The organism is Enterobacter sp. MG-EB028 (genome assembly GCF_056673305.1).
Map to the genome: position 1 here is coordinate 3205129 of NZ_CP195079.1, position 23147 is coordinate 3228275.

The window sequence follows — 23147 nt, forward strand, 5'->3', positions numbered from 1 at the left end:
AAAGAAGTGTCGCGTCGCTTTTATTCCGGGGTGTAGCCGCCGTAGTCGTAATGGCTGTACCCCGAGTGGTAATAGAACGCCGCGGATTTCACAATATCATTGAGAATCGCACCTTCAACCTGCACGCCCATCTGTAGCAGGCGCTTCCGGCAGTTCTCGATCTCTTTAACGCTGGTTTTACCGAAACGGGCCACCAGCAACGTGGTTGCCGCGACTCTGGCGACGAGTAGCGCATCCGTTACGGCCAGCACCGGTGGCGTGTCGACAATCACGATGTCGTACTCTTTGTCTATTCGCGTCATTACCGTCTGGAAACGCTCCTTCATAAGCAGCTCCACAGGATGCGAAGGTTGTGGTCCACAGGTCAACACGTCAAAGCCCCCTTTCTCGAAGCGTTGAATTGCATCCTGCCACTCTACGCTTCCCCCCAGCACGCTGGACAATCCATGGTGGTTGTTCAGTTTGAAAATATTGTGGACATATCCTTTGCGCATATCCGCATCAATGAACAGCACGCGCTGTCCGGCCTGAGCCGCAATCGATGCCAGTGAGGTACTCACCAGGGTCTTTCCGCAGTCCTGAGACGGACCTGAAATCACAACGACCCGATTTGCGGCATCCATCATGGTAAAATGCAGACTGGTGCGTAACCCCCGCACCGCCTCGACAAACATATCAGCCGGTCGGTCAACGGGCAGGAAGGGTATGTTTGACGTCCTGTGCTTCCAGTGGGAAGCAAACAGCGTTCTCCTGCGCAAATGCGTTTTTTTCCATAGCCACACCGAACGCGGGAGCGTAGCCAGAAGAAGCATTCCCTGCGCTTCCAGCGGTTCAGACGAGGTGATGCCCCGTTTAAACGCAGAGCGAACCAACACCGTTCCTGCTGAGAGCATCAATCCCACCAGCATACCGAGCATAATGATAATCACTTTGCGCGGTTTGACTGGGACCGGCTGCGTTACTGCAGGGTCAATGATCCGCACGTTTCCAATGGCACTGGAGCGTGAGATATTCAGCTCCTGCTGGCGCGTCAACAGCTGCAGGTAGATGGTGCGCCCGGATTCAACGTCACGGCTTAAACGTAAAATTTCCTGCTGCGTAGAAGGCATGGCTGAGACGCGGTTATTCAGGCGCGTACGTTCCTGCTCCAGGGTCTGTTTTTTTTCCCGTAAGGCGCGGTAGGTAGGATGATCCTTTTTGAAAAGCTGAGAAACTTCTGCTTCGCGGAACGTCAGCTCGTTAAGCTGATTTTCCACGTTAACAACCTGATCAAGAACCGTCTTCGCCTCAAGGGATAAATCGACAGAATCGCGTTGCTCTCTGTAGCCGTTCAGCCGTGCTTCGGCTTGATCCAGTTCGCGGCTGATTTTAGGCAGTTGATCCTGTAAAAATGTCAGGCTACGGGTATCTTTAGCTTCCTGGCGCGCAATATTCTGGCTGAGATAATTTTCAGCAATGGTGTTAAGCACTGCGGCGATCTTGTCAGGCTCCTCTCCCGTCAGCGTTAAGGCAATCATTCCGCTCTGCTTCGCCGACTCCGAAACAATGAGCCGACGCTGAAGGGCGTTAATTGCCTCGAGCTTTGTGACGGTTTTGAGGGAAAACTGGGTCCCTGGTGCCGCGCTGAGGGAGGTGACAAGAAGCGTTACCCCGTCTTTAACCAGCATGTTCCCGACAACGCCATCAGCCTCCAGCGTTTTTCCTTCGAGGTGATACCGGCCCTGCTCCTTAACGGTCAGTAAAAGTTCCTGCGGCTTATCTTCCAGAGGAGGAATGGTTAGCGCGCCAATTGTCAATTCACCGGCTTTATGCCCTCGTTCCAGTAGCGGCCCAATGACGGGCAGTACGCGCCGTTTAACGCTGTACGTTAGCCCCAGCTTGTCAACGGTCTCTCCCAGAATCATCCGCGATTTGAGCAGCAAGAGTTCGGGTGCAACATCAGGTGAAAGATCGGTACCAAACTGGCTTAAGCTTTTGAGCAACGAGTTGTCCTGCTTCGCTTCTATCTGTACAAGGGCATCGGCCTGATAGATCGGTGTGATGCTATAGGCATAGATCCCGGCGCATACGGTGAACAGGAGCGTGATGCACGCTATCATTACCCGATGATCAAACATCTCAGCCAACAGCTGAATGAGATCAATTTCATTATCATGCGGTGTTGCCGCACCATATTTGTCTGATTTATGAGACGACATTACTGCTTCATTCCTTGTTGACGCAAACGACGAGCCCATTCCTGGCTGGCTTTTCCTAACTGCTCGAAAACATATTCGAAGGCTTCCCGGCTTTTGCGATACGGGTCGGGAATGTCCTTTGTTTCCAGCCACTGACCAAACAACAGCGATTTCCCCCGATTCTCCGGTGCCACAGAGGCAATAAAACGGAGATGCTCTGGCTCCATCACCAGAATCAAATCGGATTTTTGTAACAGATAACGCGTGACCTTACGCGCCACATGACCTTCCAGAGAAACCCCATGTCGTAAGGCGACTTCCTTTGCAGCCGCATCCGCCGGGCGTCCTGAGAGTCCGAAAATACCTGCCGAGGATACCTGCGTGTCGGGTAGCTGCTGGCGCAACAGCCGCTCACCAATCGGTGAACGGCAAATATTGCCGGTGCAAACCACGAGAATTGAATTGAACATTATTGCGGCCACGACCTGATGTAACGGACGGTTTCGGTCAGGTCATGTACGCCACTGATGGTGGGTACCAGCTGGGTGATCACACGATTCCAGCGTGAAAGCGGTGCCGTAGTGACATAGACAATGTCGTACGGTTCCAGCTGGAATTCAGTACTCAGCACCATGGCTGAGGCATCTTCCGCATTGAGTTGATAGATGTTAGCGATTTTGTCTTTCTCGCCTTTTCGTGAAACCGGGCGAATAACAAAAATCCCGGTTGCATCGGCCATATTCTGGTTCAGCCCGCCGGCATTCCCCAGGGCTTCGGCCAGCGTCATGCCGCTACGATCCATCTTAAGCGTGCTCTGCTTAACAACCTCACCCATCACAAACACTTTCAGCGCGTCGTTCCGGGGAACAAACAGGATATCGCCCGGATAAAGCAGCTTATTCTGGGTCAAATCGCCGTGTTGCATCAGGGCATAAAGTGAAAGCCGCGAATCCTGGCCATCATGCGTAAGCACGACGTTACGCCAGTCGGCATCCGCAGAGAGACCGCCCGCGGCGTTCACCGCATCCATTACCGTCAAAGGAATATTGGTTATTGGCTGCTGGCCCGATTTCTCAACCTCTCCGGTGATATAGGCTTTTTGAGAACGGAAGGAGGCGACGCTGACGTCTACCTGCGGGCTCTCAATGAACTTATCCAGCCGCGCGGTGATCTCCTCACGTACCTGCGAAACCGTTTTGCCCGCCACTTTCAGCCTGCCGACGTAAGGATAGAAGAGCGTGCCATCAGCGTTAACCCAGTTACCCGCGTCGCTCGCGCTACGGTATTGCCCTGCGGGCGTCGTGAGTTCAGGGTGATCCCAGACGGTGACCGTCAGAATGTCCCCTGATCCAATGCGGTATTCCCAGTTTCTGAGTTGTTCATCCAGATTAGGATTTGCCTGAGATTTAGAAATGGGTGGACGCAGTTTTTCAATTAACCCAGGGCTTAAAGGAAAAATCTCCACGCGTTTTTCCAGCGGATCGTTAATTTCTTCATCGGGCGTGATTTTTTTCCCGGAAAGACTTAAGTTCTGGCCTGGTGAAAATACACATCCTGTTAGCTGGCTGAGCGTCAGAAAGGATAGTAAAAAAGCAGTTGTATTTTTCATTTATTTAAAATGTTGATTTATCGTTGCGCCGGGTATTTAACTCGTAAAAAAAAATGCAAGCAACACCTTGAAATATAATTATTTATTATCAGCCCACAACACTAAAAAGCACAAATCCGCTGTTCTTTAAAAAGTTAAAGACAGCGCACAATTGCGCAAGAAAACGAAGACCAATAACACTTTATGCGGCGCGATATTAAATGTTATCACTCGCGAAAGCATTCGCTTAACAGCGCAATTTGGACGCAAAAAGTTATTTTCAGAAAAGATTAATAAAACAATAAAAAAAATAAATATGCCACGCGATCAACATTCACCAAAATGATGGCCATCACCGTAATCGACTACACAAAACCCTCCACTTTTGTTACATTTTTTATCAAACACATCATGCTTTGATACTTAAAATGGACTGTCTGCCTTGTGCTGTGTACCCGCAGACAAAAAGTATCTGTAACGATATCACTGGAGAAAAAATGGCTAAGCGTAAATTGCTGCTTCTGGGTGTACTACTGTCTCTGGCGGGATCCGCATTCTCTGCCCCGCAAACCGCCGCTGCGCCATCTGGCATCAAGGCCTATGAAGAACAAGAGTTCATCGCGGATTTCACGAAGTTCAAAATCGGCGATACGGCACCGGCGCAGTATCAAACGCCGGAGTACACCATTAAACAGTACCAGTTGCGTAACCTGCCGGCGCCGGATGCCGGAACCCATTGGACCTATATGGGTGAGAACTATGTGCTGATCGGCGATGCTGATGGCAAGATCTACAAAGCCTACAATGGAGATATTTTCTATCACCGCTAACGCAATTCTGATTCGTCCCTGGCAGGAAAGTGACCGACCTTTCCTGCGCACGCTCTACCTCCACGCCCGGCGTGAAGCCTGGCCATGGCTGGACAGTGCAGACTGGCAGCTTGAAGACTTTGACGCGGCAACCCGTGACGAAGTGATTTGGGTTGCTGTTCAGAACGGGCATCGCCTGGGTTTTGCCTCCGTCTGGACGAACGATAATTTCCTGCACAACCTGTTTGTCGATCCGCAGTATCAGAGCCTGGGCGTCGGACATGTGTTGCTTGAGCACGTACAGAAGACGTTTACCAGTACGGGTTCGCTTAAGTGTCTGGTGAAGAATGCGCGGGCGGTTGCATTTTACCAGCGCCACGGCTGGCACATCGAGGCGACGGGGAATTCTCCGGACGGCGAATATTATTTGATGCACTATCGGCTGAGTTAACGTCAGGTGGCGCTACGCTTACCTGACCTACACGATCGTAGTTGGCCGGGTAAGGCGAAGCCGCCACCCGGCACTAAGGCGCAGAGGCGTTACACCGCGCGGAAGGCGATTTCACCCGGGATCACTTCACCCTGCCAGTAGAGCTGCGCCGCAACGCGCCCCGCCAGCTGGCGATACATCTCCGCGAATTCGCTGTCCGGACGGCTGACAACCGTCGGTTTCCCGCTGTCCAGATCTTCACGCAAGGAAATATGCAGCGGCATCTGCCCCAGCAGTTGGGTGTGATACTGTGCCGCCAGTTTTTCCGCCCCACCCGTACCGAAGATAGGTTCGTGGTGTCCGCAGTTACTGCAGATGTGCATGCTCATGTTCTCGACGATGCCGAGCACCGGCACTTCCACTTTCTCAAACATCACGATGCCTTTTTTGGCGTCGATCAGTGCGATATCCTGCGGCGTGGTGACCACGACGGCGCCCGTTACCGGAATGTTCTGCGCCAGCGTCAGCTGTATGTCACCGGTGCCCGGCGGCATGTCCAGCACCAGATAATCCAGATCCGGCCACATCGTTTCCTGCAGCATCTGCAGCAGCGCTTTGCTGGCCATTGGGCCGCGCCAGACCATAGCGTTGTCGTCGGTCACCAGGTAACCGATGGAGTTAGTCGCCAGACCGTGCGCCACGATCGGTGCCATATGCGTGCCGTCAGGTGAGGTTGGACGCTGATTTTCCGCACCCAGCATATTTGGAATAGAAGGACCGTAGATATCGGCATCCAGAATACCGACCTTTGCTCCTTCCGCCGCCAGCGCGAGCGCAAGGTTTACGGCGGTAGATGATTTACCCACCCCACCCTTACCTGAACTCACGGCGATGATGTTTTTCACCCCGTTGACGCCCGGCTGATTTTTCACACGCTTCAGCGTGGCGATGCTGTGGCTCAGCTTCCAGTCAATCGCTTTTGCACCGGTAATGCGCAGCAGCTCAGCGCTGGTCTGCTCTTTCAGCGCGTCAAAAGCGCTGGTCCAGACGAACGGCATCTGCAGCTCAATGTGCAATGTATCGTCCAGCCATGCGACGTGGTGTAACGCTTTCAGCGCAGTGAGGTTATGTTTCAGGGTTGGATGCTGAAAGTTAGCCAGCGTCCCGGCGACCATTGCTCGTAAGGCTTCCGGTGATTTGGCCTGGGATTGAGAACTCATCCCGACTCCTTTGTTCTTGTGAATAAGACCTTAGGCAAACAAGTTTACCTGAAAGGCCGCGGTTTGTGCTTACTTAATAATGCCCCTTTTGGTAATATCGAAAACCCTTTTCACAGTTAAAAGAAGTAATGCCTACTATGACTCAAGTCGCGAAAAAAATTCTGGTAACGTGCGCCCTGCCGTACGCCAACGGCTCAATCCACCTCGGCCACATGCTGGAGCATATCCAGGCTGATGTCTGGGTCCGTTACCAGCGAATGCGCGGCCACGAGGTTAACTTCATCTGCGCTGACGACGCCCACGGCACGCCTATCATGCTGAAAGCGCAGCAGCTGGGGATTTCCCCGGAGCAGATGATTGCCGAAATGAGTCAGGAGCATCAGACCGATTTTGCTGGCTTTGACATCAGCTATGACAACTATCACTCCACGCACAGCGACGAAAACCGCGAGCTGTCGGAGCTGATATACACCCGTCTGAAAGAGAACGGTTTTATCAAAAACCGCACTATCTCTCAGCTGTACGATCCGGAAAAAGGCATGTTCCTGCCGGACCGTTTCGTCAAAGGCACCTGTCCGAAATGTAAATCCCCGGACCAGTACGGCGATAACTGCGAAGTCTGCGGCGCGACCTACAGCCCGACCGAGCTTATCGAGCCGAAATCCGTGGTTTCCGGCGCCACGCCTGTGATGCGTGATTCCGAGCACTTCTTCTTCGACCTGCCGTCCTTCAGCGAAATGCTGCAGGCGTGGACCCGCAGCGGCGCGCTGCAGGAGCAGGTGGCGAACAAGATGCAGGAGTGGTTCGAATCCGGCCTGCAGCAGTGGGATATTTCCCGCGATGCGCCGTACTTCGGCTTCGAAATCCCGAACGCGCCGGGCAAATACTTCTACGTCTGGCTGGATGCGCCAATCGGCTACATGGGCTCGTTCAAGAACCTGTGCGACAAGCGGGGCGACACCGTCAGCTTCGACGAATACTGGAAGAAGGATTCCGACGCCGAACTGTACCACTTCATCGGTAAAGACATCGTCTACTTCCATAGCCTGTTCTGGCCGGCAATGCTGGAAGGCAGTAACTTCCGCAAGCCAACCAACCTGTTCGTACACGGCTACGTAACGGTGAACGGCGCGAAGATGTCCAAGTCTCGCGGGACGTTCATTAAGGCCAGCACCTGGCTGAACCATTTCGACGCGGACAGCCTGCGCTACTACTACACCGCGAAGCTCTCTTCCCGTATCGATGATATTGACCTGAACCTGGAAGATTTCGTGCAGCGCGTGAACGCGGATATCGTGAACAAGGTGGTGAACCTGGCGTCCCGTAACGCAGGGTTTATCGCCAAACGCTTTGACGGTGTGCTTTCTGCCGAACTGGCCGATCCTGAGTTGTATAAAACCTTCACCGATGCTGCCGCTGCGGTTGGCGAAGCCTGGGAAAGCCGTGAGTTCGGTAAAGCGATTCGTGAAATCATGGCGCTGGCCGATGTTGCCAACCGCTATGTGGACGAGCAGGCCCCGTGGGTTGTCGCGAAACAGGAAGGCCGTGACGCCGACCTTCAGGCAATCTGCACCATGGGTCTGAACATGTTCCGCGTGCTGATGACCTGGCTGAAGCCGGTTCTGCCGCAGCTGGCAGCCCGCGCTGAAGCGTTCCTGAATACTGAACTGACCTGGGACGCTATCCAGCAGCCGCTGCTCGGCCACAAGGTGAACACCTTTAAAGCGCTCTATAACCGCATCGAAATGAAGCAGGTTGAAGCCCTGGTCGAAGCCTCTAAAGAAGAAGTGAAAGCGGCGGCGGCACCGGTAACCGGCCCGCTGGCTGACGATCCGATTCAGGAAACCATCACCTTCGACGATTTCGCGAAAGTCGACCTGCGCGTGGCGCTGATTGAAAACGCGGAGTTCGTGGAAGGTTCTGACAAGCTGCTGCGCCTGACGCTGGATCTGGGCGGCGAGAAGCGTAACGTCTTCTCCGGCATCCGTTCAGCCTACCCGGACCCGCAGGTGCTGATCGGTCGTCAGACCGTAATGGTGGCGAACCTGGCGCCGCGCAAAATGCGCTTCGGCATCTCTGAGGGGATGGTGATGGCCGCAGGCCCTGGCGGGAAAGATATCTTCCTGTTAAGCCCTGACGAAGGCGCGAAGCCGGGCCAGCAGGTGAAATAACAAAAAAGCCGGAGATTCTCTCCGGCTTTTTTTATGGTTTCGGGTGATGTACCCGGTGGGTCAGCCCGCGCAGGAAATTGCGCAGAAACTGGTCGCCGCACTCGCGGTAGTTTTTATGATCCGGCGCGCGCATCATGGCGGTCACTTCCGGTACGGATACGCGGTACTTTTGCTCCGTCATGATCGCCACAATATCGTCCGTTTTCAGCGAGAACGCGATACGCAGCTTTTTCAGCACCGTGTTGTTGTTCACGCGGCGCTCCAGCGCCAGCTCCGGCGCGGCCGGATCTTTGCCACGCTTATCGTAAATGAGGCCGTTCAGGAAACCCGACAGAATGATGTCCGGGCAGCGAACGAAGCCCTCTTCGTCTTCTTTGGTCATCCAGGTATCGAAACCTGCAGACGTGGATTCCATATCGGACAGCGCAAGAATGCGCACCATGTCGTTATTGTTTGCTTTCAGGGTGTAGCGCAGGCTACGAAGAATGTCGTTACTTAGCATAGAGCCTTCGAATGTCGATGATGCAATGGCGCGCAGTGTACCAGTTTTACAGGCCAATCGCCTCTTTCAAACTCTTCAGATAGCGACGGCTGACGGGGACGGTCTGCCCGGCACGCAGCACCAGCTCGGCCTGGCCGTTATCTTCCAGGCGGATCTCCTTCAGGTGCGCCATGTTCACCAGATACTGGCGGTGGCAGCGGAGCAGCGGCGTGCGGCTCTCCAGCGTGCGCAGAGTCAGTTCGGTGAACCCTTCGTTCCCTTCCGCACTGGTGACAAACACCCCGCTCAGGCGGCTACTGACAAACGCCACATCATCCATCTGCAGAAGATAAATCCGGCTGTGCCCGGTGCAGGGGATAAATTTCAGCGGCTGCTGGTTCTCCGGCAACAGCGTAACGTCCTGAACGGTTCGCTCCTGGCGTAAACGGCTGAGCGTTTTTTCCAGGCGCTTCTCTTCAATCGGCTTGAGTAAATAATCAAACGCGTGTTCCTCAAAAGCCTTAACGGCATACTCGTCGAACGCCGTCAGAAACACGATGTAGGGACGATGCTCCGGGTCGAGCATGCCGACCATCTCCAGCCCGCTGATGCGCGGCATCTGAATGTCCAGGAACAGCACGTCAGGGCGCAGTTTGTGCACCGCGCCGATGGCCTCAATGGCGTTGGCGCACTCTCCCACAATCTCAATATCTGGCTGCTCCTGCAGCAGAACGCGCAGGTTTTCCCGTGCCAGCGGCTCATCATCCACAATCAGCACTCTTAACATGCGTTTTCCTCCAGCGGCAGTCGAACGGTAATACGGGTAAATCGGTCGGGCTCACAGGCAACTGTAATGCCACAGTCATCGCCAAAGTGGGCGCGCAGACGTTTATCCACCAGGCTCATCCCTAAACCGCCGGAGGCGGAAGGCTGGTAAAGCCCGGCGTTATCTTCAATATCCAGCACCAGATGATGGTTAAAACGGCTGGCGGCGATGGTGACCTCCCCTGTCCCCAGAAGCTGCGAGGTACCGTGCTTGATGGCATTCTCCACAATAGGCTGCAGGGTAAAGGCCGGAAGATGCTGATGCGCAAGCTCATCCGGAACGGAGAGCGACACCTGCAGACGGGATTGAAACCGCGCCTGCTCAATCTGCAGATAGGCATTCACGTGCTCAATCTCGTCGGCGAGGGTCACGATCTCAGAGGGCCGCTTCAGGTTCTTGCGGAAAAAGGTCGACAGAAACTGCACCAGCTGCGCGGCCTGATCGCTGTCGCGGCGGATCACCGCTTTGAGCGTGTTGAGGGCATTGAACAGGAAATGCGGATTGACCTGGGCATGTAGCAGCTTAATTTCAGACTGCGTCAGCAGGGCTTTCTGCCGCTCATACTGCCCGGCGAGGATTTGCGCGGAAAGAAGCTGGGCTATCCCCTCCCCCAGCGTGCGGTTGATGGAGCTGAACAGACGGTTTTTCGCCTCATACAGCTTGATGGTGCCCATCACCCGCTGATTTTCCCCGCGCAGCGGAATGACCAGCGTGGAGCCCAGCTTGCACTGCGGGTGCAGCGAGCAGCGGTAAGGCACTTCGTTACCGTCGGCATACACCACCTCACCAGTTTCAATAGCGCGCAGCGTGTAGGTCGAAGAGATCGGTTTGCCAGGAAGATGATGATCGTCCCCGGTGCCGGTAAACGCCAGCAGCTTTTCGCGATCGGTAATGGCAACGGCGCCGATATCAAGCTCCTTGTAGAGCACCTGCGCGACCTTCATGCTGTTCTCTTCGTTAAACCCCTGACGCAGGATCCCTTCGGTCGAGGCGGCAACCTTCAGCGCCGTGGCGGAAAAGGCCGAGGTGTATTTTTCGAACATAGCGCGCTTGTCGAGCAGAATACGCATAAACAGCGCCGCGCCGACGGTGTTGGTCACCATCATCGGGGCGGCAATATTGCTGACCAGGTGCAGCGCATCCTCGAACGGACGCGCAATCAGCAGAATGATCGCCATCTGCGCCATTTCGGCCACAAAGGTAATGGCCCCGGCGGTAAGCGGGCTAAAGACTTTATCCGGGCGACCGCGCTTAATCATATAGCTGTGCACCAGGCCGCCGAGCAGCCCCTCGACGATCGTGGAGATCATGCAGCTGAGCGCCGTCATCCCACCCATGGAATAGCGATGAAGTCCGCCCGTCAGACCCACAAGGCCACCGACGACCGGGCCGCCCAGCAGCCCGCCCATCACCGCGCCGATGGCGCGCGTATTGGCAATAGAGTCTTCGATATGGAGACCAAAATAGGTTCCCATGATGCAAAAAATAGAGAAGGTGACATAGCAGAGCAGCTTGTGCGGCAGGCGTACGGTAACCTGCATCAGCGGGATGAAAAGACGCGTTTTGCTCATCAGCCAGGCAATGACCAGAAACACGCACATCTGCTGAAGCAACAGCAGCACCAGGTTAAACTCGTACATACTCAAAACCGCACACGCTAAAAAACGCGTAACATACACGGATGCGGATGAACTTTCTTTGAAGCATCCCAAAAAAGCGTAAAATCGTGTCCGTTATCACACCTTTTTCTGCATATCGCGCATGCTTCGCATTATTTGTCTAAAAATTAACCACACCTTCCTGGTTCGGCAAAGTGGGTCTACAGTTAAGCTGGGGACGCGTAAGCCAGGGGGCAAATATGGCGCTTTACACAATCGGTGAAGTGGCACTCCTTTGTGATATCAATCCCGTTACCCTACGGGCGTGGCAGCGACGGTATGGATTGCTCAAACCGCAGAGAACGGACGGTGGTCATCGTCTTTTCAACGATGCCGATATCGACCGGATCCGCGAAATCAAAAGTTGGATCGACAACGGGGTGCAGGTCGGCAAAGTGAAGTCTCTGCTGAGCCACGACGACCCGGACACGCAACACCTCTGGCGTGAACAACAGGAAACCCTGCTGCGGCTCCTGCAGGCCGGTAACCTGCAGCGCCTGCGCGCCTGGATCAAAGAGCAGGGGCGCGATTATCCGGCGAAAACGCTTATCACCCATCTTTTCATTCCGCTCCGTCGACGCCTGCAGTGCCAGCAGTCAACCCTGCAGGCGCTGCTCAGTATGCTTGACGGGGTGCTGATTAACTATATTGCCGTCTGTCTTGCCTCGGCGAAGAACAAGGCCGGAAAAGATGCGCTGGTGGTCGGCTGGAACGTGCACGATACAACCCGTCTGTGGCTGGAAGCGTGGATCGCCACCCAAAAGGGCTGGCGCGTGGATGTCCTTGCGCACTCGCTGGGGCAGCTCAAACCCGAGTTTTTCGACGGCCAGACCCTGCTGGTCTGGTGCGGCGAAGTGCCGTCCGCCTCGCAGCAACAGCTGCTGACGGAATGGCGTGAGCACGGTTATCCGGTTTATTCCCTGGGTCCGGATGAACCATAACGGCATTTAATGGTTCATTAACAGCTGCGCTTCACCGTATAATTGTTCCGTTAACAACAGGAGCACATGATGAAGGCAACCAAACTCGCCATTATTACCCTTTTTGTCCTGATGGCCGTAAGCGGTATCGGCGGCGTGATGCTGGCCGGGTACTCGTTTATCGTTCGTGGCGGTGTCGGCTGAGGTACAGCGCCAGCCGCTCAAAAAGGCGATCGACGACGATGGCCGCCAGCGCGACCAGCACCGCCCCCTGCACAATATAAGCCGTATTAAACCCGCTTAAGCCGATGATGATCGGCGTTCCCAGCGTATTGGCACCGACCGTAGACGCAATGGTCGCCGTCCCGATGTTAATAATCACCGACGTGCGGATCCCGGCAATAATAACCGGTGCCGCAAGCGGTAGTTCTACCTTGCGAAGCCGCTGCCAACGGCTCATCCCCATTCCTTCCGCCACGCTTAATACAGACGCAGGGACCGCCGCAACGCCCGCCAGCGTGCCCTGGAGAACGGGCAACACGCCGTATAAAATCAGCGCAATAATCGCGGGCTGCTGACCAAAACCCATCACCGGCACCGCTATCGCCAGCACCGCCACCGGCGGAAACGTCTGCCCAATGGCCGCAACCGTTTCCACCAGCGGACGAAACTCCCGGCCCGCAGGTCGCGTAACCGCAATGCCCGCCCCTACTCCCAGCACCACCGCGATGACGCTTGAGAGCGCCACCAGCCAGAGATGCGCCAGGGCGAGGTTGATAAAGCTCTCCTGCTGATAGACCGGCCGCGGCAGCCCGGGAAAAAGGGCGTTAAACAGCGCCGCGCTGTGGGGCATCAGAAACAGTAAGGCGACAAAGAGCGCTGCCAGCCAGAGGAGCGGATCACGCAGTGCCTTCACGCGTCACCTCCCCGGCCAGCAGATCGCGAAAATGCAGGCTTCCGCACGGCGCGCCCCGGGCATCCGCCACGGGCAGGACTTCACACCGGCGCGCGACAAACGCGGAGAGGGCGTCCCGCAGGCTCATCTGCTCCTGTAGCGGTTCGCCGCTCACCACTGTCTCCTCGGGACGCATATAGTCACCAACCGTCCGCAGTGAGAGCAGCCTCACGCCCAGCTCGCTGCGGCCAAAAAACTCGCGCACAAAGTCGTTCTTCGGCCAGGTTAATAGCTCAAGCGGCGCGCCCTGCTGCACCACCTCGCCGTGGTCCATCAGCACCAGATGGTCGGCCAGGCGCAGGGCTTCATCAATATCGTGCGTCACGAGGACGATGGTTCGACCGAGAATGCGGTGAATGCGGGTCATCTCCGCCTGCAGCGCCCCGCGCGTAACCGGATCCAGCGCGCCGAAGGGTTCATCCATCAGCAGCACCTGCGGGTTGGCCGCCAGCGCGCGCGCCACGCCCACGCGCTGCTGCTGCCCACCGGAGAGCTGGTGCGGATAGCGATCGCGCAGCGCGGGCTCCAGCCCCAGCAGAGACATGAGTTCATCAACGCGGTCAGCGATTTTAGCCCGCGACCATTTCTCCAGCTGCAGCACGGTGGCGATGTTCTGCGCCACCGTCCAGTGCGGAAACAGGCCGATAGACTGAATGGCATAGCCCATCCGGCGGCGCAGCTCCAGCACCGGCAGGCTGCGGATCTCTTCTCCGGCAAAGCGGATCAGGCCGCTGTCGTGCTCAACCAGCCGGTTGATCATCTTCAGTGTGGTGGATTTTCCCGAACCCGATGTGCCAATCAGCACGGAAAACGCGCCCTCGGCAAAGTTCAGGTTCAGGTGGCTCGCCGCCGGGCGACCGGCAAAGGTTTTACTGACATCATGAAATTCAATCATTGGCTCTTCTCCTGAGCAGCGCGAGCCATAAGGCAAACAGCGCGTCGACGACAACCGCCAGCGCAATGGTGGGAACCACGCCCAATAACACCAGATCGAGGGCGCTGCTCAGCAGCCCCTGGAATACCAGCGCGCCAAAGCCGCCCGCACCAATCAGCGCGGCAATCACTGCCATGCCGACGGTCTGGACCGCCACCACCCGCAGGCTGCGCAGCAGCAGGGGCAGCGCCAGCGGAAGCTGAATCCTCCAGAAACACTGTCGCGCGCTCATGCCCATCGCATGGGCGCTTTCCAGCACATCCGGCGCGACCTGGCTTAATCCCGCGACCACGCCGCGCACCAGCGGCAGCAGCGCATACAGCACCAGCGCGATGAGCGCGGGCGTTAACCCCGTTCCGGCTATGCCGAGCGTTCCCAGCGCCGGGAATGACTTCACCAGTCCGGCCAGCGGGGCAATCAGCAGGCCAAACAGCGCAACGGAGGGAATAGTCTGGATGACATTGAGCACGGCAAAGACCCCACCCTGGCGTGAAGGATGACGATAACACCACATGCCGAGCGGTATCCCAAGCAGCAGAGCCGGGATCAGCGTGCCAAAAAGAATTGTCAGATGTTGCGCCAGGGCATCATCAAACACCTCCTGACGGTTGGCGTACTCTTTTAACAGCGAGAGATTATTTAGTTCCCCGCTGAACAGCAGGAACAATGGAATGCACCATATCTGCGCGTTGAGCACCCAGCGCCAGACGGCGCTGGAGATGAGTCGACGAATGGCATCGCTACTGGCCAGCAGACACAGCGCCAGCCACAGCCAGAGGCCGCTACCCACCGTGGTTCTCGCCAGCGGACTTTCCGCCGACGCCATATGCGTCGCCGCCTGCCCGGCGCCCCAGAACAGCGTGATAAACAGCCCTTCAGCGAGGAGCAGCGTCAGCCACTGCGCCGTGCGCCCTTGCCAGAGCGACAGTGCAACCCACGCGCCCAGCGCCGCCGCCAGCCACCACGGCGTGAACGCCCACACTTCCCAGATATAGCGCCCTTCCCCCGACATCAGGCGGTTAGGCGCGACGTTCACAAACGGTAACGCGACCGCCGCGATGGCCACGCAGGCCAACAGCAGCAGTACGCGGTTATGACATTTTATTGGCACAGCCCTTTCCCGTTACTTCACAAGCCCTTGTTGTTTCAGGAAGTCGGCGGCCACTTTTTTGGCATCCAGTCCCTTGACGGCAATGCTGGCATTCAGCTGCTGCAGCGTTTTTTCATCCAGCTTTTCGAAGACCGGTTTGAGCCAGTCGGCAATCTCCGGATAGGCTTTCAGCACCGCCTCACGCACTACCGGAGTCGGGGCGTAAATTGGCTGTACGCCTTTAGGATCGGTCAGGGTTTGCAGGCCGAGCGCCGCTACCGGGCCGTCGGTGCCGTAGGCCATCGCCGCGTTAACGCCAGAGGTTTGCTGCGCCGCCGCTTTGATGGTTACCGCGGTATCCCCGCCCGCGAGCGAAAGCAGTTGCGCCTGGTCGAGCTTGAAGTCGTACGCTTTTTCGAACGCGGGTAGCGCGTCAGGACGCTCGATAAACTCCGCGGAGGCCGCAAGCTTAAAATCGCCCTTCTCTTTCAGATAGCGGCTGAGATCCGCAAGCGTAGTCAACTTACCTTTCTCCGCCACGTCCTTACGCACGGCGATAGTCCAGGTATTGTTGGCCGGGGCCGGGGTTAACCAGACCAGCTTGTTCTGCTCTGCGTCGAGTTTTTTGACTTTTTCATACCCAGCTTTGGCATTTTTCCATGCCGGATCGTTTTCGTCTTTGAAGAAGAACGCGCCGTTGCCGGTGTATTCAGGGTAGATATCCAGCTCGCCGGAGGTAATCGCGCCGCGCACAACGGGCGTGGTGCCCAGCTGAACTTTATTGACGGTTTTCACGCCGTGGCTTTCCAGCACCTGGAGAATAATATTCCCGAGCAGCGCGCCCTCGGTATCGATCTTTGAGCCCACTTTTACCGGCTCCGCCGCCTGTAGCGGCAGGCTTAGCGCTGCGAGTAGCACCGCAGAAGCTACCATCCCCGTTTTAATCGTCATTCCGCTGTCCTCATTTTTTTATCGCCTTTTTCAGAGGCTTGAGAGAAAAGCGTAGCTTAAAACGGCGGATTTACCCGGCAAAATGCCTTTTTAGCATAAGGTAAGACGCATCCCCCGGAAGTCGGGGGATGCAAAGGGAAGGAAAGGTTACAGCAGCTCGAACTCGCCTTTATTCACGCGGGCGGAATCCACCCCGATAAAGACGTTAAACTTGCCCGGTTCCGCATCATATTTCATCTGCTGGTTCCAGAACTTCAGCGCGTCCACGTCAATCGGGAAGCTGATGGTTTTGGTTTCGCCAGGTTTAAGATCAACCTTTTCGAAACCGCGCAGCTGCTTCACAGGACGGCTCATCGACGCAGTCACATCCTGCACGTACATCTGAATCACCGTTGCCCCTTCGCGCTTGCCGGTGTTGGTCACCTCAACGCTGGCGGTAACTTTGCCGTCACGCTTCAGGGTCGGCGCCGACATTTTCACGTCAGAGACCTTAAAGGTGGTGTAGCTCAGGCCGTAACCAAACGGATAGAGCGGGCCGTTAGCTTCGTCGAAGTAACGAGACGTGTACTTGTTCGGCTTGTCGGCGTTGTACGGGCGACCGGTGTTCAGGTGGCTGTAGTAGACCGGGATCTGCCCGACGGAGCGCGGGAAGGACATAGGCAGCTTGCCAGACGGGTTGTAATCACCAAACAGCACGTCGGCGATGGCGTTACCGCCTTCGGTGCCGGCGAACCAGGTTTCCAGAATGGCGTCAGCCTGCTGGTCCTCTTTCACCAGCGCCAGCGGACGGCCGTTCATCAGCACCAGCACCAGCGGTTTGCCGGTGGCCTTAAGGGCGGCGATCAGATCGCGCTGGCTCTGCGGGATGGTGATGTCGGTGCGGCTGGAGGCTTCATGCGCCATACCCTGCGCTTCCCCCACGACCGCGACAACCACATCGGACTGCTTCGCGGCGTTGACCGCTTCCTCAATCATCTCCTTCGGCGTACGCGGGTCGACCTTAACCGCTTCCTCGTACTGGTTGAGGAACGTGACGATGTCTTTATCGTCGGTGACGTTCGCCCCTTTGGCGTACACCACTTTGGCGTTTTCACCGACGGCGCTCTTGATGCCGGTCAGGACGGTGACGGACTGATCGGCCACGCCCGCAGCAGACCAGCTGCCCATCACGTCGCGCTTGCTGTCAGCCAGCGGGCCGACCACAGCAATAGTGCCAGATTTTTTCAGCGGCAGTGTATCGAGGCGGTTCTTCAGCAGCACCAGACTTTCGCGCGCCACTTCACGCGCTTCTTTGCGGTGCAGGCGGCTTTCGGCGTTGGTATCAGCCGGGTCAGAATCTTTCGGGCCCAGATGGCTGTACGGATCGTTAAACAGCCCCATGTCGTATTTCACGTTCAGCACGTGGCGCGCGGCATCGTCCAGCTCCGCCATCGTTACCTTGCCGCTCTTCACCAGCCCCGGCAGGTATTTGCTGTAGTACTCATCGCTCATGCTCATGTTAATGCCGGACTTGAGCGCCACGCGCACCGCGTCTTCCGGGTCGGACGCCGTACCGTGTTTGATCAGCTCTTTAATCGCGCCGTGGTCGGAAACGGTGATGCCCTTAAAGCCCCACTGGTCGCGCAGGACGTCTTTCAGCAGCCAGGAATCGGAGGTCGCTGGCGTGCCGTTTAGCGAGTTCAGCGCCACCATCACCGCGCCGCTGCCCGCGTCCAGACCTGCCTTGTACGGCGGCATGTAGTCGTTAAACAGGCGCTGCGGGCTCATGTCGACAGTGTTGTACTCTTTACCGCCCTCGACGGCGCCGTAGGCCGCGAAGTGTTTGACGCTGGTCATCACCGAGTAGCGGTCCGCCGGGCTTTTGCCCTGCATCGCTTCCACCATGGTTTTGCCCATCGTGGCCGTTAAAAAGGTATCTTCACCGAAGCCTTCCGAGGCGCGGCCCCAGCGCGGATCGCGCGAGACGTCCACCATCGGTGCCCAGGTCATGTTCAGGCCGTCGTCCGCCGCTTCATAGGCAGATACGCGCCCGACGGTTTTCACCGCATCGAGGTTAAAGGAGGAGGCCAGGCCGAGGCTGATGGGGAAGACGGTACGCTGGCCGTGCACCACGTCATAGGCGAAGAACAGAGGGATTTTCAGGCGGCTGAGTTCCATCACCTGATCCTGCATTTTACGGATATCCTGACGGGTGACGGTGTTAAAAATCGCGCCCACCTGATTCTCTTTGATCATCTCGCGGATGGCCTCTTTCGGGTTATCCGGGCCGACGCTGATCAGACGCAGCTGGCCGATTTTTTCATCGACCGTCATCTTCTTAAGCAACTCCGTGACAAACGCGTCGCGGGCTTCAGGCGTGAGCGGGTGATTACCAAACAAATCCTCTGCCAGCGCAGGTTGCAGCGCCAGGCTGACGGCGACACCTACAGAACATAGCCATTTCATGTTGTTATTCTCTCTCATCAATAACCGTGGGAAGCACCCGGCCAGACCGTGCGAAAAGCGCAGTGTGCCACAAACCCTCTGAACGTTGCAGGGTTATTCTCTGATTTTTCTCGTGAATACTCGACCGTTGAACAGTTAATCGCGCTATGCTTTACAGCGAGAAATTTGCCCCACCACAAGGAGTGGAAGATGACTTCTGTTCGAACTGACGATAACAAGACTTTTATTAACGAACTGTCGCGCCTGGTTGGCTCCTCTCACCTGCTTACTGACCCGGCCAAAACCGCCCGCTACCGTAAGGGTTTCCGCTCCGGTCAGGGCGAGGCGCTGGCGGTGGTCTTCCCCGGCACGCTGCTGGAGCTGTGGCGCGTACTGAGCGCCTGCGTTGCCGCGGATAAGATTATTTTAATGCAGGCGGCCAACACCGGCCTGACCGAAGGCTCTACGCCGAACGGCAACGATTACGATCGCGATATCGTGATTATCAGTACCCTGCGCCTCGACAAGCTGCACCTGCTGGACAAAGGCGAGCAGGTGCTCGCGTTCCCCGGCACCACGCTCTACTCCCTCGAAAAAGCGCTTAAGCCGCTGGGACGCGAACCGCACTCGGTGATCGGCTCCTCCTGCATTGGCGCCTCGGTGGTGGGCGGGATCTGCAATAACTCCGGCGGTTCGCTGGTACAGCGCGGTCCGGCCTACACCGAAATGTCGCTGTTTGCCCGTATCGACGAAAACGGCAAGCTGACGCTGGTGAACCACCTGGGCATCGATCTGGGCGTAACGCCGGAACAGATCCTCAGCAAGCTCGACGACGACCGCGTGAGGGACGAAGACGTACAGCACGACGGTCGCCACGCGCACGATCACGATTACGTCACCCGCGTGCGCGATATCGAAGCCGACACCCCGGCGCGCTATAACGCCGACCCGGACCGCCTGTTTGAATCCTCCGGCTGCGCGGGCAAGCTGGCCGTTTTTGCCGTACGCCTTGATACCTTCCCGGCGGAGAAAAAGCAGCAGGTGTTTTACATCGGCACCAATCAGCCTGAGGTTCTGACGGAGATACGCCGTCATATTCTCGGTGAATTCACCCACCTTCCCGTGGCGGGCGAGTATATGCACCGTGACATTTACGACATCGCGGAGCGCTACGGGAAAGACACCTTCCTGATGATCGACAAGCTCGGCACTGACAAAATGCCGTTCTTCTTCACCATGAAGGGCCGCACCGACGCGATGCTGGAGAAGGTGTCGCTGTTCAAGCCCCACTTTACCGACCGCTTTATGCAGAAGCTGGGGAACGTTTTCCCTGCGCATCTGCCGGAGCGAATGAAAACCTGGCGTGATAAGTACGAACATCATCTGCTGCTAAAAATGGCCGGTGACGGGATTGCCGAAGCGCAGAGCTGGCTCACCGAGTTCTTCAAAACCGCCGAGGGGGATTTCTTCGCCTGTACGCCGGAAGAAGGCAGCAAAGCCTTCCTGCACCGCTTCGCCGCCGCGGGTGCCGCCATCCGTTACCAGGCGGTACATTCCGAAGAGGTGGAAGATATTCTGGCGCTGGATATCGCCCTGCGACGAAACGACACCGAATGGTTTGAGCACCTGCCGCCGGAAATTGACAGCAAGCTGGTGCACAAGCTCTATTACGGCCACTTTATGTGCTACGTTTTCCATCAGGATTACATCGTCAAAAAAGGGGTCGACGCACACGAACTGAAGGAGCAGATGCTCGCCCTGCTGCGCGAGCGCGGCGCACAATATCCTGCGGAACACAACGTTGGGCATCTTTATAAAGCCCCTGACGCACTTAAGCAGTTTTATCGCGAGAATGACCCTACAAACAGTATGAACCCCGGCATAGGGAAAACAACGCGGAAGAAATACTGGCAAGAAAGTGCAGATGCGGAGCAGCACATAACGCAAGCGTCTGATTAAACCCTACAGCCAAATTTGAGAGATTGTTTCGCGCGCCGTAATCGTAATAGAGTAGCGTTCAGTCGCCGGAGAAACGTTTCTCCGGCATTCGATAACGAGGAGCGGGCACGTCATGTCGGCTGTTGATGTTTTATCCGAAACCGAACTGGAAGTGCGCGACGCCCTTCCCGATGATGTGCATGCCATCGCCGCCATTTACGCCTGGCATGTGCTTCACGGACGCGCGTCGTTCGAAGAAGTTCCCCCCACCATCGACGAAATGCGTCAGCGCATGAAAAGCGTGGCCGAGAACGGTTTACCGTGGCTTGTCGGGCTGTACCGCGGGATCGTGGTGGGCTACTGCTACGCCGCCCCTTATCGACCGCGACACGCCTATCGCTATACCCTGGAAGAGTCGATTTACGTGGACGCCAGCATGACCGGACGCGGTTTTGGCACCGCCTTAATGAGCGCGCTAATTGCACGCTGCGAGCAAGGCCCGTGGCGGCAGATGATTGCCGTTGTGGGAGATGGCAATAATAATGCCGGATCGCTGCGGCTGCATAAAAAGCACGGCTTCGAGATTGTCGGTCAGCTGCGCAGCGTGGGGTATAAGAAAGGCGACTGGCGGGATACGGTGATAATGCAGCGCCCGCTCAACGATGGGGACTGGACGCTGCCGGAATAAAAGCAGTGCGGTCTGGTGCCCTCACCCCGGCCCTCTCCCACAGGGAGAGGGAGAAAACATAAAAAACGGTAACATGCGTTACCGTTTTGCTTTTACCTAATCGTTCTGCGCCGTCGCCATCTGCTCCGCTTTCTGCTTTTTATACGTCAATGCCGCAGCCGGAACGGGCTGCACTTTCCCGGTCTCAATCCAGGTACGCAGGCGGCTCGCATCCGCAAAGTGGGTATATTTCCCGAAGGCATCCATCACCACCAGCGCCACCGGCTTACCGTTAAACACCGTGCGCATCACCAGACAGTGCCCTGCCGCATTGGTAAAGCCCGTTTTCGTTAGCTGAATGTTCCAGTTATCCCGGTACACCAGATGGTTAGTATTGCGGAACGGCAGCGTGTAGGACGGGTTCGCAAAGGTCGCCATCTCTTCACGGGTGGTACTGAGCTGACCAATCAGCGGGTACTGCTTGCTGGCAATCAGCAGTTTCGTCAGATCGCGGGCCGTGGAGACGTTGTTAATCGACAGCCCCGTCGGTTCAACAAAATGGGTATTGCTCATCCCCAGCGCTTTGGCTTTGGCGTTCATCGCGCGGATAAACGCGTCGTAACCGCCAGGATAGTGGTGCGCCAGGCTCGCCGCCGCGCGGTTTTCGGATGACATCAGCGCCAGCAGCAGCATATTTTTACGGCTGATTTCGCTGTTCAGGCGCACGCGGGAGTAGATCCCTTTCATCTCCGGCGTGTGGCTGATATCCACTTTCAGCTTTTCGTCCAGCGGCAGATGTGCATCAAGCACCACCATCGCGGTCATTAATTTGGTTATTGAGGCAATAGGCCGCACCAGGTCCGGATGGCTGGCGTAAATCACCTTATTGGTGTTGAGATCGACAATCATCGCGCTACCGGACGCAATTTGCGGCTGGGCAGCAGCGGCGGTCACCGCGGGCGTTTTGGCGACGGCTGGCACAGCAGCTGACGCGCCCAGCAGCAGCGCCAGGCTAAGTAAAGAGACTCGAAATTTCAGCATGGTGAGACTTCTGATAATTATTCACGCACGTAATGACGTACACCGCCTGTGTCGACGGATAAACACAGGCTGGCTTCGGCATCATAGCGGTCACCGTGCTTTGTCGCCAGCGGATAATCGTGAACAGATGCTGCATTGCTGGCATTTACGCCAGCAATGCAGTGAGCTTAGAAGAGACGGTATCCATACCCCCAAAGAATAACCGTCAGCGCCAGTAACGCCTCCAGCACCAGCACCCCGATGGCAAGCGTCGAGCCGGAGAAGCTCAGGCCCTCTTCTTTGTTGATATTGAGGAAGGTAGGAACGCCCACATACAGCAGATACCCGGTATAAAAGAGGGCAATGGTACCGATCAGCGCGCACAGCCAGACCAGTGGATAGAGCGCAACAATACCGCTTAAGAACAGCGGGGTCGCGACGTATCCGGCGAAGATCATACAGTGTGCCAGCGATGGGCGTTGCGGATAGTTACGCGCCATCCAGTGAATGACGCGTCCCATAACCGCCACCCCGGCCAGCATCAGGCCATAAAAGAGAATGGCAAGATAGAGCCCGGTAAACCAGGAAAGCTGCACCACGGTGCCGTCACCGAAGTTCCAGCCAATTTGTGTTGTGCCAATAAACGCGCATATTACCGGCACCGCTGCCATGAGCAGCACATGGTGCGTGTAATGATGCGAGACCGTTTCGTTCTCACTTTTGATGACATGCATCTCACGATCGGGATGGGAGAAAAGTCCCCAGACATGGTTCATAGCGCCCCCTTTTTGTCGGCCCGTCAGCGATACCTTAAGTATAATGCAGGCTTTAGATTATTTTATGTACAGTGGGAAATTTCCGTTGATTGCCGCGCGGTTGATTCATGGG

21 protein-coding genes are annotated in these 23147 nt (G+C 56.5%); 7 read left to right on the forward strand and 14 right to left on the reverse strand.

Annotated elements, in window-relative coordinates; translation table 11 throughout:
* Window positions 1–20 precede the first annotated feature (20 nt).
* From ACR42C_RS15205 to ACR42C_RS15215, 3 genes are read right to left on the reverse strand one after another with little or no spacing between them, the layout of a single operon-like run.
* The gene (locus ACR42C_RS15205; protein WP_479984286.1) at window positions 21–2198 is read right to left on the reverse strand and encodes a polysaccharide biosynthesis tyrosine autokinase; all 2178 of its coding nucleotides are present in this window, start codon (window positions 2196–2198) and stop codon (window positions 21–23) included.
* Window positions 2198–2647: an arsenate reductase/protein-tyrosine-phosphatase family protein gene (locus ACR42C_RS15210; protein ID WP_479984287.1), complete on the reverse strand. Its 450-nt coding sequence runs from the start codon at window positions 2645–2647 to the stop codon at window positions 2198–2200. The genes ACR42C_RS15205 and ACR42C_RS15210 overlap by 1 nt, the downstream gene beginning before the upstream one ends.
* Window positions 2647–3786 (reverse strand): polysaccharide export protein, encoded by a 1140-nt coding sequence (locus ACR42C_RS15215; protein WP_479984288.1) that lies wholly within the window; start codon window positions 3784–3786, stop codon window positions 2647–2649. Before ACR42C_RS15215 ends, ACR42C_RS15210 begins: the two co-directional genes overlap by 1 nt.
* A 476-nt stretch (window positions 3787–4262) precedes the next feature.
* On the opposite strand from ACR42C_RS15215, the gene ACR42C_RS15220 reads away from it, so the two are divergent.
* Both ACR42C_RS15220 and ACR42C_RS15225 read left to right on the forward strand, forming a co-directional pair.
* On the forward strand, window positions 4263–4595 hold the full coding sequence (locus ACR42C_RS15220; protein ID WP_008500887.1) for an RcnB family protein: 333 nt from the start codon (window positions 4263–4265) through the stop codon (window positions 4593–4595).
* Window positions 4546–5025 carry a GNAT family N-acetyltransferase gene (locus ACR42C_RS15225; RefSeq protein WP_479984289.1) on the forward strand — a complete coding sequence of 160 codons (480 nt, stop codon included), beginning with the start codon at window positions 4546–4548 and terminating at the stop codon, window positions 5023–5025. Before ACR42C_RS15220 ends, ACR42C_RS15225 begins: the two co-directional genes overlap by 50 nt.
* 89 nt (window positions 5026–5114) lie before the next feature.
* Here ACR42C_RS15225 and apbC read toward each other — a convergent pair whose 3' ends face one another.
* The gene (apbC, locus tag ACR42C_RS15230; RefSeq protein WP_316379387.1) at window positions 5115–6224 is read right to left on the reverse strand and encodes an iron-sulfur cluster carrier protein ApbC; all 1110 of its coding nucleotides are present in this window, start codon (window positions 6222–6224) and stop codon (window positions 5115–5117) included.
* 137 nt (window positions 6225–6361) lie between these two features.
* On the opposite strand from apbC, the gene metG reads away from it, so the two are divergent.
* The gene (gene metG / locus ACR42C_RS15235; protein ID WP_320720916.1) at window positions 6362–8395 is read left to right on the forward strand and encodes a methionine--tRNA ligase; all 2034 of its coding nucleotides are present in this window, start codon (window positions 6362–6364) and stop codon (window positions 8393–8395) included.
* A gap of 31 nt (window positions 8396–8426) precedes the next feature.
* Here the strand turns inward: metG and ACR42C_RS15240 are convergent, their stop codons facing one another.
* Genes ACR42C_RS15240 through ACR42C_RS15250 form a run of 3 tightly spaced genes read right to left on the reverse strand, consistent with a single transcriptional unit; the run spans window position 8427 to window position 11342 of the window.
* Window positions 8427–8897: a YehS family protein gene (locus tag ACR42C_RS15240; RefSeq protein WP_045888720.1), complete on the reverse strand. Its 471-nt coding sequence runs from the start codon at window positions 8895–8897 to the stop codon at window positions 8427–8429.
* Between the two features lie 46 nt (window positions 8898–8943).
* Entirely contained in the window at window positions 8944–9663 is a 720-nt protein-coding gene (gene btsR, locus ACR42C_RS15245; RefSeq protein WP_116338738.1) for a two-component system response regulator BtsR, read from the reverse strand.
* Window positions 9657–11342: a sensor histidine kinase gene (locus ACR42C_RS15250; protein ID WP_192983104.1), complete on the reverse strand. Its 1686-nt coding sequence runs from the start codon at window positions 11340–11342 to the stop codon at window positions 9657–9659. Before ACR42C_RS15250 ends, btsR begins: the two co-directional genes overlap by 7 nt.
* 218 nt (window positions 11343–11560) lie before the next feature.
* Between ACR42C_RS15250 and mlrA the strand changes: the two genes are divergently transcribed.
* Both mlrA and ACR42C_RS15260 read left to right on the forward strand, forming a co-directional pair.
* Window positions 11561–12301 (forward strand): HTH-type transcriptional regulator MlrA, encoded by a 741-nt coding sequence (mlrA, locus tag ACR42C_RS15255; RefSeq protein WP_116338734.1) that lies wholly within the window; start codon window positions 11561–11563, stop codon window positions 12299–12301.
* Between the two features lie 69 nt (window positions 12302–12370).
* Entirely contained in the window at window positions 12371–12484 is a 114-nt protein-coding gene (locus ACR42C_RS15260) for a protein YohO (protein ID WP_008500895.1), read from the forward strand.
* On the opposite strand, the gene ACR42C_RS15265 is transcribed toward ACR42C_RS15260, so the two are convergent.
* The 5 genes from ACR42C_RS15265 to bglX form a co-directional block, all read right to left on the reverse strand.
* On the reverse strand, window positions 12459–13196 hold the full coding sequence (locus tag ACR42C_RS15265; RefSeq protein ID WP_163330229.1) for an ABC transporter permease: 738 nt from the start codon (window positions 13194–13196) through the stop codon (window positions 12459–12461). The genes ACR42C_RS15260 and ACR42C_RS15265 overlap by 26 nt on opposite strands.
* On the reverse strand, window positions 13180–14130 hold the full coding sequence (locus ACR42C_RS15270) for an ABC transporter ATP-binding protein (RefSeq protein ID WP_479984290.1): 951 nt from the start codon (window positions 14128–14130) through the stop codon (window positions 13180–13182). The genes ACR42C_RS15265 and ACR42C_RS15270 overlap by 17 nt, the downstream gene beginning before the upstream one ends.
* Window positions 14123–15280 (reverse strand): ABC transporter permease, encoded by a 1158-nt coding sequence (locus ACR42C_RS15275; protein WP_479984291.1) that lies wholly within the window; start codon window positions 15278–15280, stop codon window positions 14123–14125. Before ACR42C_RS15275 ends, ACR42C_RS15270 begins: the two co-directional genes overlap by 8 nt.
* A gap of 12 nt (window positions 15281–15292) precedes the next feature.
* Window positions 15293–16210: a glycine betaine ABC transporter substrate-binding protein OsmF gene (osmF, locus tag ACR42C_RS15280; RefSeq protein ID WP_479984292.1), complete on the reverse strand. Its 918-nt coding sequence runs from the start codon at window positions 16208–16210 to the stop codon at window positions 15293–15295.
* Window positions 16211–16357: 147 nt separating this feature from the next.
* Complete coding sequence (bglX, locus tag ACR42C_RS15285; RefSeq protein WP_320720914.1) at window positions 16358–18655, reverse strand: beta-glucosidase BglX; 2298 nt, start codon at window positions 18653–18655, stop codon at window positions 16358–16360.
* Window positions 18656–18844: 189 nt separating this feature from the next.
* Between bglX and dld the strand changes: the two genes are divergently transcribed.
* Together dld and ACR42C_RS15295 are read left to right on the forward strand one after the other, a co-directional pair.
* Complete coding sequence (gene dld / locus ACR42C_RS15290) at window positions 18845–20593, forward strand: D-lactate dehydrogenase (RefSeq protein WP_166711787.1); 1749 nt, start codon at window positions 18845–18847, stop codon at window positions 20591–20593.
* A gap of 112 nt (window positions 20594–20705) precedes the next feature.
* Window positions 20706–21260 (forward strand): GNAT family N-acetyltransferase, encoded by a 555-nt coding sequence (locus tag ACR42C_RS15295; RefSeq protein WP_166711789.1) that lies wholly within the window; start codon window positions 20706–20708, stop codon window positions 21258–21260.
* Window positions 21261–21356: 96 nt separating this feature from the next.
* Here ACR42C_RS15295 and pbpG read toward each other — a convergent pair whose 3' ends face one another.
* Entirely contained in the window at window positions 21357–22280 is a 924-nt protein-coding gene (gene pbpG / locus ACR42C_RS15300; protein WP_116338718.1) for a D-alanyl-D-alanine endopeptidase, read from the reverse strand.
* 167 nt (window positions 22281–22447) lie between these two features.
* Window positions 22448–23035 (reverse strand): Yip1 family protein, encoded by a 588-nt coding sequence (locus ACR42C_RS15305; protein ID WP_116338716.1) that lies wholly within the window; start codon window positions 23033–23035, stop codon window positions 22448–22450.
* Between the last annotated feature and the right edge of the window lie 112 nt (window positions 23036–23147).

Excerpts from the sequence above, each read along its gene's own strand:
- apbC (WP_316379387.1), bottom strand. The coding sequence starts at position 6,224 with ATGAGTTCTCAATCCCAGGCCAAATCACCGGAAGCCTTACGAGCAATG.
- mlrA (WP_116338734.1), top strand. The coding sequence starts at position 11,561 with ATGGCGCTTTACACAATCGGTGAAGTGGCACTCCTTTGTGATATCAAT.
- ACR42C_RS15240 (WP_045888720.1), bottom strand. The coding sequence starts at position 8,897 with ATGCTAAGTAACGACATTCTTCGTAGCCTGCGCTACACCCTGAAAGCA.
- ACR42C_RS15225 (WP_479984289.1), top strand. The coding sequence starts at position 4,546 with ATGGCAAGATCTACAAAGCCTACAATGGAGATATTTTCTATCACCGCT.
- ACR42C_RS15305 (WP_116338716.1), bottom strand. The coding sequence starts at position 23,035 with ATGAACCATGTCTGGGGACTTTTCTCCCATCCCGATCGTGAGATGCAT.
- bglX (WP_320720914.1), bottom strand. The coding sequence starts at position 18,655 with ATGAAATGGCTATGTTCTGTAGGTGTCGCCGTCAGCCTGGCGCTGCAA.
- ACR42C_RS15295 (WP_166711789.1), top strand. The coding sequence starts at position 20,706 with ATGTCGGCTGTTGATGTTTTATCCGAAACCGAACTGGAAGTGCGCGAC.
- btsR (WP_116338738.1), bottom strand. The coding sequence starts at position 9,663 with ATGTTAAGAGTGCTGATTGTGGATGATGAGCCGCTGGCACGGGAAAAC.
- dld (WP_166711787.1), top strand. The coding sequence starts at position 18,845 with ATGACTTCTGTTCGAACTGACGATAACAAGACTTTTATTAACGAACTG.
- ACR42C_RS15220 (WP_008500887.1), top strand. The coding sequence starts at position 4,263 with ATGGCTAAGCGTAAATTGCTGCTTCTGGGTGTACTACTGTCTCTGGCG.
- ACR42C_RS15260 (WP_008500895.1), top strand. The coding sequence starts at position 12,371 with ATGAAGGCAACCAAACTCGCCATTATTACCCTTTTTGTCCTGATGGCC.
- metG (WP_320720916.1), top strand. The coding sequence starts at position 6,362 with ATGACTCAAGTCGCGAAAAAAATTCTGGTAACGTGCGCCCTGCCGTAC.
- ACR42C_RS15270 (WP_479984290.1), bottom strand. The coding sequence starts at position 14,130 with ATGATTGAATTTCATGATGTCAGTAAAACCTTTGCCGGTCGCCCGGCG.
- ACR42C_RS15215 (WP_479984288.1), bottom strand. The coding sequence starts at position 3,786 with ATGAAAAATACAACTGCTTTTTTACTATCCTTTCTGACGCTCAGCCAG.
- pbpG (WP_116338718.1), bottom strand. The coding sequence starts at position 22,280 with ATGCTGAAATTTCGAGTCTCTTTACTTAGCCTGGCGCTGCTGCTGGGC.
- ACR42C_RS15250 (WP_192983104.1), bottom strand. The coding sequence starts at position 11,342 with ATGTACGAGTTTAACCTGGTGCTGCTGTTGCTTCAGCAGATGTGCGTG.
- ACR42C_RS15210 (WP_479984287.1), bottom strand. The coding sequence starts at position 2,647 with ATGTTCAATTCAATTCTCGTGGTTTGCACCGGCAATATTTGCCGTTCA.
- ACR42C_RS15205 (WP_479984286.1), bottom strand. The coding sequence starts at position 2,198 with ATGTCGTCTCATAAATCAGACAAATATGGTGCGGCAACACCGCATGAT.
- osmF (WP_479984292.1), bottom strand. The coding sequence starts at position 16,210 with ATGACGATTAAAACGGGGATGGTAGCTTCTGCGGTGCTACTCGCAGCG.